A 14,315-nucleotide genomic window follows, 5' to 3' on the forward strand; every position below is an offset into this window, starting at 1 on the left:
CTCCGGACACGCCCTACGCGCTCAGCTCCGCGTGCAGCGCGCCCAGCAGGCGCCCGGCCCGCTCCGCCACCTCGGCCGGCCCGTAGTCGGCCGCCCGGCGGCACCAGTTCTCCGCCTGCACCGGCTCCCCCCGGCGCAGCGCCAGCAGTGCCAGGCGCAGCGCCGCCCGCCCGTGCCCGGCGTCGGCCGCCCGGGTGTACCAGAGCATCGCCTGCGCCTCGCGGTCCTGCCGGGCCAGCAGCAGCCCCAGGTTGAAGGCGGCACTGCGGCTGCCGGCCTCGGCCGCCCGCCGGTACCAGCTCTCGGCGATCTCCAGCGCGCCGCGCTCGGCCGCCCGCACCCCCATCCGCACCTGCGCCCGCCGGTGCCCGGCATCGGCCGCCAGCGCGTACCAGTGCTCGGCCTCGGTGTCCGCGTCACCGCGCCGGTCCAGCACCGAGGCCAGCCGGAACGCGCCCTCCGCCGACCCGCCGGACGCCGCCTGCCGGTAGCGCTCCAGCGCGCCGCCCAGGTTGCCCCGCTGCTCCTGGGCGACGGCCAGTTGCAGCGCGGCCTCGCCGTGGCCCTCGGCGGCGGCCCGCGCGTACCACTCCTGGGCCTGCCGCTGCTCGCCGCGCCCGGCGTGCAGCACGCCCAGGTTGAACGCGCCGTCCACGCTGCCGGCCTCGGCCGCCTTGGAGAACCACGGCTCGGCGCCGGTCTCCTCGCCGCGCTGCAGCAGCACCACGGCCAGCGCGTTGCAGGCCTCCCGGTGCCCGGCGTACGCGGCCCGGCGGTACCACTGCTCGGCCTGCTGGTCGCGGCCGGTGGCGACGCAGAGCAGGCCGAGGTTGAAGGCGCCGTTCTGGTCGCCCGCGTCCAGGGCGGTGCGGTACCAGTGCTCGGCCTCCTTGGACTCGCCGCGGCCGGCGTGCAGGGCGCCCAGCGCGTTGGCGGCGTTGCCGTCGCCGGCCTCGGCGGCCTCCCGCCACCACTCGGCGGCGGCGGCCAGGTCCCCGGAGTCGCGCAGCAGGAAGCCCAGCGCGCAGGCGGCCCGCGGTTCGCCGTTCTGCGCGGACTGCCGGTACCAGCGGGCGGCCTCCTCCAGCAGCGGCTGGTCGGTGGCGGCGCGCTCCTCCAGCAGCACGCCCAGGCGCAGCGCGGCGCGGGCGTGGCCGCGGGCGGCGGCGGTGCGGTACCAGGCCTCGGCGATCTCCTTGTCCCCGGCGGCCTCGCGCATCCGGGCCAGCCGGTAGGCGGCCTCCCGGTGCCCGGCGTCGGCGGAGACCTTGAACCAGCGCTCGGCGCGCACGTCGCGCCGGTGCTCCATCAGGTCGCCCAGCGCGTAGGCGCCGAGCGGGTGGCCGTGGTCGGCGGCGAAGTGCAGCCAGTACTCGGCGGCCTCCTCCTCGCCCTGGTCGCGCAGTTGGAGCCCGAGCGCGTGCGCGGCGGGGGCGCTGCCGGCCACCGCGGCCTGGCGCCACCACTGGGCGGCCTCGGCGCGGTGGCCCTGCTGGTGCAGCAGCACGCCGAGGTTGTTGGCGGCGGCGCGCGTCCCGGCGGCCGCGGCGGCGCGCAGGTAGGGCTCGGCGTCCTCCAGGTCGCCGCGGCGCAGCAGCAGGGTGCCGAGCCGGCTGGCGGCGTCCGGGTCGCCGTCGTCGGCGGCCTGCCGGTGGCGGGCCTCCAGCGCGGCGCTCTCGCGGGCGGCCAGCGCGGTCTCGAAGCTGGTGGTGTCCAGGCCGGCCGGGTCGAGTGCGGCGGCGTTCGGGCCGTCGGCGGCGGCGCCGTCGGGCCCGTACGGGCGGACGGCGTCGGCGAACTGACGGGTGGGCACGCGGACCAGGCTGTCGGGGCCGTAGCCGGCGACCGGGGGGCGCTCGGACAGGCCGCTGGTGCGCTGGGCGGGCAGGGCTCCGGGGCGGCTCTCGGGGCTCTCCGCCCAGGCGTCGGTGTCCGCCTCGGTGGCCGCCGCGGACTTGGTGCCTGACCCGTTCTTGCCGATCAGCCTCATGCCGACTCCCGCTCCCCCAGAGTGTCGCGGCATCATGCCCCGGCCCGCGGCCGGGGGGACCCCCAGGGGAGGTACCGGAACCGACGGCCGGTCAGCAGCCGCGCACCGTCCCCCATGTGTCCCATCGTCGCACCACCCGCAACCCGCGTACACCTGCCCCGGCCGAATTCGGGCGGGGCCGACCCGAAGCCGACGAAATTGCTTCGGCGCTTTGTCGATTTCCCGACACTCGGGCCCCACAAACCCCGTGCCGTCGTCGTTGGCGACGGTTGATGGTACCGGAGCGGTTCCCGCCGCTTCGGGGGAAAACACCAGAGGCCCGGAGGAAGAATCCTCCGGGCCTCTGGCCACTGAGTAGCGGGGACAGGATTTGAACCTGCGACCTCTGGGTTATGAGCCCAGCGAGCTACCGAGCTGCTCCACCCCGCGTCGGTAGTTGAACCATAGCACGGGTGCGGGGTGGAACAGGAATCGGTTGCCGCAGCTCAGCGGGCTACGGCTACGGCTACGGCTACGGCTGCCCGGACGGCGATCCGGTCGGCGTCGCGCCCGGGGTCGCGCCCGGCGTCGGGGCCTGCGCCGGGCTCCCGCCGCGGGCCGCCTCGGCCGCCTTCAGCGCATCGCCCAGCGCCTTCTGGGCGTTGCCGTAGGCCACCCAGTCGCCGTTCTTGAACGCGGTCTGGCTGTCGTTGTACGCCTTCTCCGCGTCCCCGAGAGCCTTCTGCAGCTCCGGCGAGATCGTCCCGCCCGGCGTCGCCGTCCCCGGACCGGTCGACGTCCCCGGATTGGTGGACGTCCCCGGGTTGTTCGGCGTGGACGGCGCGGTCGGCGTGGTCCCCGGGGCCGCCCCGGCGAACACCTTCTTCAGCGCGTCCTCCAGGGTGTTCTCGAACGCCACGTTGTCGTTCCCGTACACCGCCAGCACCTTCTGCAGCGTCGGGTACTTGGCGCCGCGTCCGCGCACGTACACCGGCTCGACGTTGAGCAGCCCGCCGCCGACCGGCAGGGTCAGCAGGTTGCCGTACTCCAGCTCGGTGTCACCGCCGCTCTTCAGCGCGAAGATCTGCGAGGCCACCTCCTGCCGGGAGTTGAACGTCGACTGCACCAGGCCCGGGCCGGGGGCGCTGTTGTCCCCCGAGATCTTCAGGATGCGGATCTTCCCGTAGTCCGGCCCCGGATCGGCGTTGACGGCCATGAACGCGGCCAGGTTCGGGCGGCCGTTGGGCACGAAGGTCGTGGTCAGCGAGAAGCTCGCCGAGGTGACCTGCGGGTCCGGCATCCGCACCGTCACGTAGTACGGCGGCTGGACCTGCTTGGTGTCGCTGGTCGGGTCGACCGGGATCTGCCAGATGTCGCTGCCGTTGAAGAAGGAGTTGGCGTCGGTCACGTGGTACTGGCCGAGCAGGTCGCGCTGCACCTTGAACATGTCCTGCGGGTAGCGCAGGTGCGGCAGCAGCGTGCCCGGGATGTCCGTCTTCGGCTCGACGGTGCCGGGGAACGCCTTCATCCAGGTCTTCAGCACCGGGTCCTGGTCGTCCCACTGGTAGAGCTTCACCTCGCCGGTGTAGGCGTCCACCGTGGCCTTGACCGAGTTGCGGATGTAGTTGACCTGGTTGGCGACGGTCAGCAGCTCACCGCGCTGGTTGGTCAGCGAGTCCTTGGTCGCGGTGCCCAGCGTCGTCTTCGACGAGAACGGGTAGCCGTCCGAGGTGGTGTAGCCGTCCAGCACCCAGACCACCCGGCCGTCCTGCACCACCGGGTACGCGTCGGCGTCGATCGACAGCCACGGGGCGACCTTCTCCACCCGCTCCTTCGGCGTCCGGTTGTAGATCACCTTCGCGCCGTCGGTGATCGCCCCCGCGTACAGGATCTGCGGCTCGGCGAAGCGCACCGCGTACGCGGCCCGGGTGATCGGGTTGTCCAGCGAGACACCGCTGTTGCCGGTGTAGGTGTACTCCTTGTTCTCGCCGGTCTTGGTGGTGTAGTCGATCTCCTTGTTCGAGCCGCCGACGATCGAGTACGACGTCGTCTTCTCGCCGTAGTAGATCCGCTGCTGGTAGTCGCCCAGCGCGCCGGTGGCCGGCAGGCCGGACTCGGTGAACACCGGCTCGCCCTTGTCGCTGACCTGGTTGCCCTTGGCGACGACCGCGCCGTAGCCGTGGGTGTACTTGAAGTGGTCGTTGATCCAGTTGCGCTGCACGCCGTTGAGGTCCAGCTCGCGCAGGCCGATCACGGTGTCCTGCTTGTCCGTGCCGGAGCCGTAGCGGTCCACGTCCAGGGTGTTCGGGAAGGCGTAGTAGTTGCGCTGCTGCTCGATCGACTGGAAGGTCGGCGAGACGACGTTCGGGTCCAGCAGCCGGATGTCGGAGATGGTCTGTGCGTCCGGCTTGAGCGCCTCGGCCGTCGTCGACCCCTGCGGGCTGTACTGGGTGGTCTGCGCGTCCGCGATCCCGTACGCCTGCCGCGTCGCGTCGATGTTCTTCTGGATGTACGGCGTTTCCTTGGCCTGCTCGTTCGGCTTGACCTGGAACTGCTGCACGATCGCCGGGTACAGCCCGCCGATCAGCACCGCCGACAGCACCATCAGCCCCAGCCCGATCAGGGCCGGCGCCCAGGTGCGGCGCACCGGCGTCAGGAAGAACAGCAGCGCGCAGATGATCGCCACGAAGAACAGGATCGTCTTGGCCGGCAGGAACGCGTTGGCGTCCACGTAGCGCAGGCCGGTCCAGCCGGAGACCCCCTTGTAGGAGCCGGTCTTCACCGCCAGCGCGTACCGGTCCAGCCAGTACGCCACCGCCTTCAGCAGCACGAACACGCCCAGCAGCACCGCCAGGTGCCCCTGCGCGCCCGCGCTCGCCCGACGGCCCGGGCCCTGCAGCCGCAGCCCCCCGTACAGGTAGTGCACCAGCGCCGAGGTCAGCAGCGAGACGATCACCGCGCTGAACGCGAAGCCCAGCACGAACTCGTAGAACGGGAGGTCGAAGGCGTAGAACGAGACGTCCATGCCGAACTGGGCGTCCTTCTCGCCGAAGGGCGTCGCGTTCGTCCACATCAGCCAGGTCCGCCACTGGCCGGACGCCGCGGCGCCCGCCACCAGGCCGATCACCAGCGAGACCCCGATCAGCGCCCAGCGCTTGAACGGCGCCAGGCCCGACCGGTAGCGGTCCAGGCTCTGCTGCTCGACCGACATCGCCGACAGCGGCGGCCGCAGCCGGTGCGCCAGCCAGACGTTGAAGCCGACGATCACCGCCATCAGCAGGCCGAACACCGCGAACAGGCCGATCTTCGTCCACAGCTGCGTGGTGAACACCGAGGAGTAACGGACGGATCTGAACCACAGCCAGTCCGTCCAGAACCCGGCGAACATGACGAACAGCAGGAACAGCACCGCGAGCACGCCCAGGGTCAGCAGGGCCACCCGCGCCCGCCGGGAGGGCGGCCCTACCCTGCGCCGGAAACCCGGCCCTGAGCGTTCCGGCATCTGGAATACCACGGTGGCACCTCAGCTGTGTCGTCTGGAGTCAGTCGGTCTTCAGGGAAACTTAACCAGGCTTTGGCCGAGTTCCCACCGTTAGCAGACGGTTACGACGCCGTTCCCCGTCCCGGCCGTTCCCCGGCCCACCGGCGGCGCCCGGCGCCCGGGCCCCCGCCCGGCGTGTGAGGATTGAGGCATGTCCGACGCGTCCAATGCACTCAACACCCCCGGCTCCCCCGACGACGTCTCCAAGCTCCCCGCCGCCACCCCGCTCACCCGGGCCGCGCTGGAGATCGACGAGTACGCCGCCACGCTCGGCTGGGACCTCCCGGCCCGGCTGTTCGCCCTGGTGGACAGCACCGCCCTGCGCAAGGCCGACCCGAAGATCGCCGCCCAGCTCGGCCTCGGCGACGACGACACGGCCGGCCTCACCCCGGTCGAGCAGGACGAGCTGCCGGCCGGCATGGAGCTGGACAAGTTCCTCGGCACCATCGCCTGGCCCGACGCGGTGGTCGGCTGCGCCCTGGTCGTCGAGCGCCTGATGCTGCCTCCGGGCTCCGAGCAGACCCGCCCGCGCAACGCCAGCGACGCCCAGCTCGCCGAGTGGGTGGCCAACCACCCCAAGCGCGAGGAGGTGCGGATCACCGCCGCCGTGCTGCGCAACGGCAAGAAGGAGATCGCGCTGCGGCTGCGCTCCAAGGACGTCGCCCGCGAGGTGCTGACCGGCCCGGACCTGGTGCCCGGCCTGACCGCGGCGCTGCTGGCGACCTTCTCGTAGCCCCCGGCCGCCCCGGCGGCACCCCTTCACGTTCACCGCACTACGTCACGGCATTACTTCACGGCACTACTTCACGGCGCAGGACGGCAGCGCGGAGGTCTGCCCGGAGCGGATCTGCTCCAGCGACTTCAGCGCGCCGTCCAGCGTGTCCGTCTTGATCAGGTTCAGCCCGGACGGGACGTTCTTGGTCGCCTCGGCGCAGTTCGAGGACGGGGTGAAGAAGTACTCGGCGCCGGCGTCCCGGGCGGCGATCAGCTTCATCGATATCCCGCCGATCGGGCCGACCTTGCCGTCGTCGTCGATGGTGCCGGTACCCGCCACGAACCGGCCGCCGGTGAGGTCGCCGCCGGGGGTGAGCTTGTCGATGATGCCGAGCGAGAACATCAGCCCGGCGCTCGGCCCGCCGACGTCCTGGAGGCCGATGTCGATCTGGAACGGGTAGGTGTGCCGGATCGTGGTGCCGATGCCGACCACCGCGAGTTCCGCCCGCTCGGCCGGGGCCTTCGGGTCGAGGTCCTTGGCCCGCACGGTGGGGACGGTGACGTCGGTCCGGTCCCCCGGGTTGGCGCCGCCGTTGCCGGTCGCGTCCTTGACCCGCGGGACCACGGTGAAGACCACCGACTCGCCCGGCTTGTGCCTGGTGACCGCGGCCACCACCTGCTCGGCCGTGCTGACCGGCGTGCCGTCGACGGCCACGATCTGGTCGCCCGCGTGCAGCCGGCCCTCCGCCGGAGCCCCCGCCGTGACCGATTTGATGATCAGCTCGGTGCCGACCGGGATGCCCAGCTGGTTGAGCGCGGCGGTGCGGGCGCTGTCCTCGGAGGAGGCGAACTCCTCGGCGTTCTGCTTCTTGGCGTCGGCGTCCGTCTGCCCCTTCGGGTAGACGTTGTCGTGCGGCACGACCATCACGTCGTCGCGCAGCCACCCGACCACCGCGTTGACCAGGCTGGGCTCGTACTTGGCCCCGGTGACCTGGACGGTGGTCATGTTGAGGTGCCCGGTGGTCGGGTACGAGTCGCGCCCGGTGATGGTGATCACCGACTTGCCCCCCTGGTTGCCGAGCGTGTTGTACGTCGGCCCCGGGCTCATCTCCGTGTACGGCACCTTCATCAGCACCGAGACGCAGAGCAGCGCTATGAGCAGCAGGGTGGCAGCGAGCATCGTCGCGGAGCGGCGTGGCATGCCTCGACAGTACGGGACGCGGATGAGCGGGCGCCCCCCGGGCTACCGGCCGGAACCGTCCTCGGAGGCGGCGCTCCCGGCGGTGGTGCGTTCCATCGCGGCCATGAAGCGCCGGTGCTCGGCGAGCGAGGCCGGGTCCCCCGTGGCTCTCGGGGCACGCTGGGCCCAGCCCGCCCACAGGGCGGCGAGCAGGACGGCGATGACCGGAATGATCAACCAGGCGAGCGCACCCATATCAGTACTCCCAGCTCGTCGTGTCTATGAGCAGATTAACCACTCCGGCGGACAACGCGGCCGGCGCCGTCCGGGTTACGGGACGGCCGATCGGCTCACTGCCAGGGAGTATTCGGCCCACTGACCCGGACCCGTTCGAGTGAGAGCCCGGCCCGCCCGGCATGTTCGTCGCATTCCGTGCACAGATAGCCACTCTCCGCAGCCAATCGCCCTTTTCGGGTCCGTCCCGGTCCGATCCGTCCCGGTCCGGTCCGATCCGGCCCGATCCGCAGGGGCACCCGGGTCAGCAACTGCCGGCGCCGACCCACTCCTCCTCGCCGTCGGTGAAGACCTGGTGCTTCCAGATCGGCACCTCGTGCTTGAGGTCGTCGATCAGCCGCCGGGCGGCCGCGAAGGCCTCGCCCCGGTGGGCGCAGGACACGGCGACGATCACCGCCTTGTCGGTGATCTCCAGCCGGCCGACCCGGTGCACCGCGGCCAGCGCCCGCACCGGGAAGTCGGCGACGACCTTCTCGGCGATCCGGCGCATCTCCTGCTCGGCGGTGGGGTGGCAGCTGTATTCCAGCGCGGTGACCGACTTGCCGCCGTCGTGGTCGCGGACCGTCCCGACGAAGACGGTCGTCCCGCCGGCCGCGTCGTCGCCGACCGCCTCGTACACCTCGTCCAGCGAGAGCGGGGTGTCGCGGATGGCGAGCAGGCGGATGGGGTCGTGGTTCTCGGACATGCCCCCATGATTCCCCATCCCGGGTGGTTTGAGGCAAGCAGGTTCCGCATCACGATGACGGGATTCCGCATCGTGAGAAAGCCTGCCCGCCCCTCGGGGCCACCGGCCTCAGAAGCGGCGCCGCTTGCGGGCCCGGCGCACCAGCGCGGCCGTACCGACCAGCGCCACCGTCGCCCCGGCCGCCCCCAGGCTGGTCGCGGCCTCCTTGCCGCCCAGCCGGCGCCCGGCCACCGCGTGCTTCCCGGCGACCTGGCCCAGCAGCTCGGCCAGCACCTGCTCGTTGCTGTGCTCCGGACGCCAGCCCGCCTCGTGCAGCCGGCTGCCGGACACCACCCACGGGTACATCGTGTAGGCCAGGTCCCCCGCCGGGGCCGGGGTCAGGCCCAGCCGGTGTAGCCGGGCCGCGGTGCCCAGCGCCAGCGAGGCCGGCAGCTCCATCCGCCGGATCCCCGACAGCCGCTCCACGTCCTCCTGCTCCAGCCAGCCGTCACAGCCGACCGTCACCTCGCCCTCCACCAGGCCCAGCGCCGCGTACTCCAGTGCCGCCGCCAGGTCGTCCACGTGGCAGAACTGCCAGCACGGGCGGGAACCGGCCACCACCAGCAGCCTCGGCGCCTCGAAGTGCCGGGTCAGCACGGTGTCCACGCCGGGGCCGACCACCACCGCCGGACGCAGCACCGTCACCTGCAGCCCCGGGTGGGCGCGCGGCGCCCGGCGGGCCAGGCGCTCGATCTCCAGCAGGTCCCCGACCAGCGAGGCCTCCTCGGTCGCCCGCAGCTCGGAGTCCTCGGCCAGCGGCACCTCGTTGTCGGCCAGCGCGCCGTAGACCATCGCGGAGGTGCAGAGCACCACCCGGTGCACCCCGGCGGCCGCGGCCGCCGTCAGCACGGTCTGCGCGCCGCGCACGTTGTAGGCGCTGCGGGCGCGCGGATCCGACTCCATGCCGAAGTCCATCGCCAGGTGCACCACCACGTCCACCCCGGACAGCCGCTCGGCCACCGCGGGGTCGCGCACGTCCAGCACCCGCCACTGCACACCCGGCACCTCACCGCGCCGGTCGTCCACCGCCAGCACCCTGCGCACGTGCGGCGAGGCGACCAGACGGGCCGCGACCCGTTCGCCGATCACGCCGGCGGCACCGGTGACGGCCACGGTCAGCGGCCGTCCGCCGTAGGCTGGAGGCGGCGACGCCGTGATGTCCGGGGCGTCCTCGTCTCCGGTCAGCCCAGAGCGAACGTCCGAAGGCGGGGAACTCACCGACCATCCTCCACGGTTAGCTTATGTGCGTACGGACGTGTGTCACGTACGTCCATCCTGCCCGAGGCGAAGGCCCGGCGGTGCACCCGGCGCGGGCCTGCCGCACTGGAGCCGCCCACGAGTCCCCCACTCCGCTGGTGCCCCGGGCGGGCAGCACTTCCCGCCACACCCGTATGACGGCCGACCGGATCGAGGACCCCGTGAGCGACCTTCCCTTCGGATTCGGCGTTCCGCCCGAGGAGCCCGAGGACGGCAAGGCCAAGCCCGACAACGAGCAGCAGAAGAAGGACCAGGGCTCCGCAGGCTCCGACCAGAGCGGCGCGCAGCCGTTCGGCTTCGGCGCCGGCAACCCGTTCGGCGCGCTGTTCGGCATGCCCGGCGGCGGAGCCCCGGGCGGCCCCGGCGGGGCCGACAACCCGTTCGCCGCGATGTTCGGCGGCCTCAACCCCAACGACCTCGGCAGCGCGTTCCAGCAGCTCGGGCAGATGCTCTCGTTCGAGGGCGGCCCGGTGAACTGGGACCTCGCCAAGAACATCGCCCGCCAGAGCGTCGTCGCCGAACCCGCCGAGGGCAAGAGCAAGGACCGCTCGGTCAGCGCCGCCGAGCACTCCGCCGTCGCCGAGGCCGTCCGGCTCGCCGACCTGTGGCTCGACGGCGCCACCGAGTTCCCCTCCGGCGCCGGCACCGCCGTCGCCTGGAGCCGCGCCGAGTGGATCGAGGCCACCCTCCCGGTCTGGAAGGACCTCGTCGACCCGGTCGCCGAGCGGGTCGGCAACGCCATGGGCGGCGTCCTGCCCGAGGAGATGCAGGCCATGGCCGGCCCGCTGATGGGCATGATGCGCTCCATGGGCGGCGCCATGTTCGGCACCCAGATCGGCCAGGCGCTCGGCGCCCTCGCCGCCGAGGTGGTCGGCTCCGCCGACGTCGGCCTGCCGCTCGCCCCGGCCGGCAAGGCCGCACTGCTGCCGCAGAACGTCGCCGAGTTCGGCGAGGGCCTCAACGTGCCCGCCGACGAAGTCCGGCTCTACCTCGCCCTGCGCGAGGCCGCCCACCAGCGGCTCTTCGCCCACGTGCCGTGGCTGCGGGCCCACCTGCTCGGCGCCGTCGAGGCCTACGCCCGCGGCATCAAGGTCGACACCTCCCGGATGGAGGAGCTCGTCGGCCAGCTCGACCCGAACAACCCGGAGGCGCTCCAGGAGGCGCTGGCCGGCGGGCTGCTCCAGCCCGAGGACACCCCCGAGCAGAAGGCCGCGCTCGCCCGCCTGGAGACCGCGCTCGCGCTGCTCGAAGGCTGGGTCGACGCGGTCGTGCACGCCGCCGCCGAACCGCACCTGCCGCAGGCCGGCGCGCTGCGCGAGACCGTCCGCCGCCGCCGCGCCGCCGGCGGGCCCGCCGAGCAGACCTTCGCCACCCTGGTCGGCCTGGAGCTGCGCCCGCGCCGGCTGCGCGACGCCGCCCGGCTGTGGGCGCTGCTCGCCGACGCGCGCGGCATCGAGGGCCGGGACGCGCTCTGGCAGCACCCGGACATGCTGCCCACCGCCGCCGACCTGGACGACCCGGACGCCTTCGTGCACCGGGGCACCGGCGACCTGGAGGGCGGCCTCGACTTCGACGCGATCGACAAGCTGCTCGGCGAGGCCGCCGCGGGCGGCACCGCCGCCAAGCCGGACCTCACCAAGAACGACGGGCCGGCGAAGAGCGACGAGCCGAAGCAGGACGGCGACGGCGACGGCACCGACGGAAAGGGCGAGCCCACCGCATGACGGCCACCGACACCGGGGCGACGTCCCTGCACGCGGACGCCGTGCGCACCCTGACCGGGTGGCGCCCCGCCGAAGAGGAGCAGGACCGGCTGCGGCTCGACTACCTGGCGCACCTGGCCGAGCAGCCCGAGGGCCTGTACCGGTCCTGCCTGCCCGCGCACATCACGGCGAGCGCGGCGGTCGTCGACCCGGCGGCCGGGCGGGTGCTGCTCACCCTGCACCCCAAGGTCGGCATCTGGCTGCAGATGGGCGGGCACTGCGAGCCCGACGACCGGGACCTCGCGTCGGCGGCGCTGCGGGAGGCCGTCGAGGAGTCCGGCATCCCCGACCTGGCCCTGCTGGAGGTGGACGGCGTCCCGGTGCCGGCCAAGCTGGACCGGCACCTGGTCCGCTGCACCGGCAAGGACCGGCCGGAGAACACCCACCTGGACGTCCAGTACATCGCGGTGGCACCGGCCGGTGCGCAGGCGCTGATCAGCGAGGAGTCGCTGGACCTGCGCTGGTTCGACTACGACCAGCTGCCGGAGCTGACCGACCACTCGGTGCGGGACCTGGTGGCACGGGCCCGCCGGCTGACCAGCTGAGGTGAAACGCGAAGAGGGGGCGCGGGCCGATACGGCCCGCGCCCCCTCTTTTCGTTCCCCGCGTCGTTCCCCGCGTCGTTCCCCGCGCCGCCCTCTCCGCCGCCGCCTCCCGGCCGGGCGTCAAGCCGTCAGCCGCAGGAACAGGCCGGATCGGCATCCCGGTCGGCGTGCCGGGCACCGGGGATGTGCGGCAGCCGGGCCGCCGAGACCACGCCCTCCAGGTAGCCGCGGGCCCGTTCCGTCCGGGGGTAGGCCTCCAGCAGAGCCCAGAACGCCGGGCCGTGGTCCGGCACCAGCAGGTGGGCGAGCTCGTGCAGCAGCACGTAGTCCAGGACGTACTCCGGCATGCCCTGCAGACGGTGGGAGAGGCGGATCGTCCCCTCGCTGGGGGTGCACGAGCCCCAGCGCGAGTTCTGGTTGGTGACCCAGCGGACCTGGGCGGGCCGGGCGCGATCGCCCAGGTAGGCGGCCGACAGCCCGCGGGCCCGGTCCATCAGTGCGTCGTCGCCGAGGATCCGGCGGCTCTCCTGGGCGGCGAGCTTCTCCAGCATCTGCGCGACCCAGCGCTGCTCCTCGGCGTGCGACATCCGGGCCGGGATCAGCACGATCGTGCGGTCGCCCTCGCGGTAGGCCGAGACGGTGCGGCTGCGGCGGGCGCTGCGGCGCACTTCCACCCGGCCGCGGTCGTGCGGCTCCGGTGGCGCGGCGGCGGGTGGGTGTTGCGGCGACGCGGGCCTCGCCTGCTGATCCTGGTCCCGACGCCCACGCGTGCTGGGCGCCGCCACTTGCGACCCGGACGCTGCACGGGCACGCCGACGCGACGCCGGTGGATGGGAGTCCCGCTCGGCTGCCATGGCACACGACGTTACCCGGTACCACGGACAGAAGTCCGGTGCCGTGGCCGAAATCTTTCATGGAGTGATCGGGAACGAAAAGTCGACGGCGGGTGTCCGGAAACCGGCGCCGGAGCGGATGCGTGGTTATCCACAGGGTGTGCGAACAGATGATGTGATCATGAGCCTGAGCCTGTGGATAACTTTGCGCACGACGTCGGCGCGATGGGGCATGCTGCGGTCAGCCGTCCGGAAACGATCGGAAGGGAGATCGCCGTGCGCCTCGTACTGAAGCCCGCCCTGTCCCGCAGCTGGCGGGACTCCGACACCCTGCAGTTCGGGACCATCACCCGCTACGCCGGGGTGCTCGGCCAGGCCGACAAGACCCTCTGCGACTTCCTCGGCCTGGTCGACGGGACCAGGGACCGCCCCGAACTGCTGGAGGCCGGCGAGCAGCTCGGCCTCGGCCGGGAGCCCGCCGACGCACTGCTGACCGACCTGGAGGAGACCGGGTTACTGGACGACGCGGAGGCGGCCGGCACCGCACTGGCCCGCTTCCCCCAGCCCCACCGGGACCTGCTCGGCCCCGACCTCGCCTCGCTGTCCCTGGTCCACTCCGGCCCCGGCGCCGCACCGGCCGTCCTGGCCCGGCGGGCAGGCGCCCGGATCGAGGTCCGCGGCGCGGGCCGGGTGGGCGCCGCCGTGGCGGCCGTGCTCTCGGCCGGCGGGGCGGGCACGGTCACCGTGGTGGACGGCGGCCGGGTGCGCCCCGGGGACTGCTCCCCGGCAGGACTGCCGCCGGGGGACATCGGGCGGCTGCGGTTGACGGCCGCCCGGGAGGCCGTGCAACGGGCGGCGGGCCGACCACTGGTGCCCGTGCCCCGGCGAAAGCCCGACGGGCCGCCGCCCGACCTGGTGGTGCTCGCGCCCCGGGACGGGAGCGGGGCGTTCGCCGGCGGGACGTACGAGGCCCGACTGCTGCTCCGGGCCGGGGTGCCGCACCTGTACGTCGGAGTGGTCGAGGAGTTCGGGGTGGTCGGGCCCCTGGTGCTGCCAGGGGTGTCGGCCTGCGGACACTGCCTGGTTCTGCGCCGGGAGGACGAGGACGCCGCCTGGCCCCGGATCCTGGCCCAGCTGGCGGACGGCGGGCCCGGCCGGGCGCGCACCCCGGCCTGCGACACGGCCCTGGCCACGATGGTGGCCGGCCTGGCGGCGCTGCACGTCCAGGTCCACCTGGACGGCGGGCGGCCCCCGAGCGTGGACGGGTGGTGCGAGGTGTCGGCTGGCGAAGGGATGCCACGACGTCTGCGACTGCGCGGACACCCGGACTGCGGGTGCCTCTGGCAGCCGCAGCCACCGAGGTGAGGAGGAGAGGAACCTGCCGGGCGCGGGCCCGGCCAAGGAGAGGAACCTGCCGGGCGCGGGCCCGGCCAAGGAGAGGAACCTGCCGGGCGCGGGCCCGGCCAAGGAGAGGAACCTGCCGGGCGCGGGCCCG

At 73.3% G+C, this 14,315-nt stretch carries 11 protein-coding genes and 1 tRNA gene; 4 read left to right on the forward strand and 8 right to left on the reverse strand.

Annotation, left to right across the window (positions count from 1 at the left end; all coding sequences use genetic code 11):
- Nucleotides 1-13 precede the first annotated feature (13 nt).
- The 3 genes from ACIO9K_RS19590 to ACIO9K_RS19600 all read right to left on the reverse strand — a co-directional run bounded on the left by ACIO9K_RS19590 (nt 14) and on the right by ACIO9K_RS19600 (nt 5,471).
- Nucleotides 14-1,990 carry a tetratricopeptide repeat protein gene (locus tag ACIO9K_RS19590; protein WP_363619366.1) on the reverse strand — a complete coding sequence of 659 codons (1,977 nt, stop codon included), beginning with the start codon at nt 1,988-1,990 and terminating at the stop codon, nt 14-16.
- Nucleotides 1,991-2,345: 355 nt separating this feature from the next.
- A tRNA-Met gene (locus ACIO9K_RS19595) sits at nt 2,346-2,419 on the reverse strand.
- Between the two features lie 82 nt (nt 2,420-2,501).
- Nucleotides 2,502-5,471: a UPF0182 family protein gene (locus ACIO9K_RS19600; protein ID WP_400331367.1), complete on the reverse strand. Its 2,970-nt coding sequence runs from the start codon at nt 5,469-5,471 to the stop codon at nt 2,502-2,504.
- Nucleotides 5,472-5,661: 190 nt separating this feature from the next.
- Between ACIO9K_RS19600 and ACIO9K_RS19605 the strand changes: the two genes are divergently transcribed.
- Nucleotides 5,662-6,243, forward strand: a complete 582-nt coding sequence (locus ACIO9K_RS19605; protein ID WP_363586986.1) for a PPA1309 family protein — start codon at nt 5,662-5,664, stop codon at nt 6,241-6,243.
- Between the two features lie 66 nt (nt 6,244-6,309).
- Here the strand turns inward: ACIO9K_RS19605 and ACIO9K_RS19610 are convergent, their stop codons facing one another.
- The 4 genes from ACIO9K_RS19610 to ACIO9K_RS19625 form a co-directional block, all read right to left on the reverse strand.
- Nucleotides 6,310-7,425, reverse strand: a complete 1,116-nt coding sequence (locus ACIO9K_RS19610) for a PDZ domain-containing protein (protein WP_363619368.1) — start codon at nt 7,423-7,425, stop codon at nt 6,310-6,312.
- Nucleotides 7,426-7,467: 42 nt separating this feature from the next.
- Entirely contained in the window at nt 7,468-7,659 is a 192-nt protein-coding gene (locus ACIO9K_RS19615; RefSeq protein ID WP_350879703.1) for a hypothetical protein, read from the reverse strand.
- 283 nt (nt 7,660-7,942) lie between these two features.
- A complete protein-coding gene (locus tag ACIO9K_RS19620) occupies nt 7,943-8,383 on the reverse strand; it encodes a molybdenum cofactor biosynthesis protein MoaE (protein ID WP_350879704.1) in 441 nt (146 codons plus the stop codon).
- A 108-nt stretch (nt 8,384-8,491) separates the two neighbouring features.
- Nucleotides 8,492-9,640 carry an NAD-dependent epimerase/dehydratase family protein gene (locus tag ACIO9K_RS19625; RefSeq protein ID WP_107452871.1) on the reverse strand — a complete coding sequence of 383 codons (1,149 nt, stop codon included), beginning with the start codon at nt 9,638-9,640 and terminating at the stop codon, nt 8,492-8,494.
- Nucleotides 9,641-9,840: 200 nt separating this feature from the next.
- Between ACIO9K_RS19625 and ACIO9K_RS19630 the strand changes: the two genes are divergently transcribed.
- Together ACIO9K_RS19630 and ACIO9K_RS19635 are read left to right on the forward strand one after the other, a co-directional pair.
- Entirely contained in the window at nt 9,841-11,403 is a 1,563-nt protein-coding gene (locus tag ACIO9K_RS19630) for a zinc-dependent metalloprotease (protein ID WP_363619369.1), read from the forward strand.
- On the forward strand, nt 11,400-11,987 hold the full coding sequence (locus ACIO9K_RS19635; RefSeq protein ID WP_400331371.1) for an NUDIX hydrolase: 588 nt from the start codon (nt 11,400-11,402) through the stop codon (nt 11,985-11,987). Before ACIO9K_RS19630 ends, ACIO9K_RS19635 begins: the two co-directional genes overlap by 4 nt.
- A 128-nt stretch (nt 11,988-12,115) precedes the next feature.
- Here the strand turns inward: ACIO9K_RS19635 and ACIO9K_RS19640 are convergent, their stop codons facing one another.
- On the reverse strand, nt 12,116-12,772 hold the full coding sequence (locus ACIO9K_RS19640) for a M48 family metallopeptidase (RefSeq protein ID WP_371517208.1): 657 nt from the start codon (nt 12,770-12,772) through the stop codon (nt 12,116-12,118).
- 324 nt (nt 12,773-13,096) lie between these two features.
- Here ACIO9K_RS19640 and ACIO9K_RS19645 point away from each other — a divergent pair, with 324 nt between their 5' ends.
- Complete coding sequence (locus ACIO9K_RS19645; RefSeq protein ID WP_363626388.1) at nt 13,097-14,185, forward strand: ThiF family adenylyltransferase; 1,089 nt, start codon at nt 13,097-13,099, stop codon at nt 14,183-14,185.
- Nucleotides 14,186-14,315 lie beyond the last annotated feature (130 nt).

This window comes from Kitasatospora sp. NPDC087271 (genome assembly GCF_044744605.1).
GTDB lineage: Bacteria > Actinomycetota > Actinomycetes > Streptomycetales > Streptomycetaceae > Kitasatospora.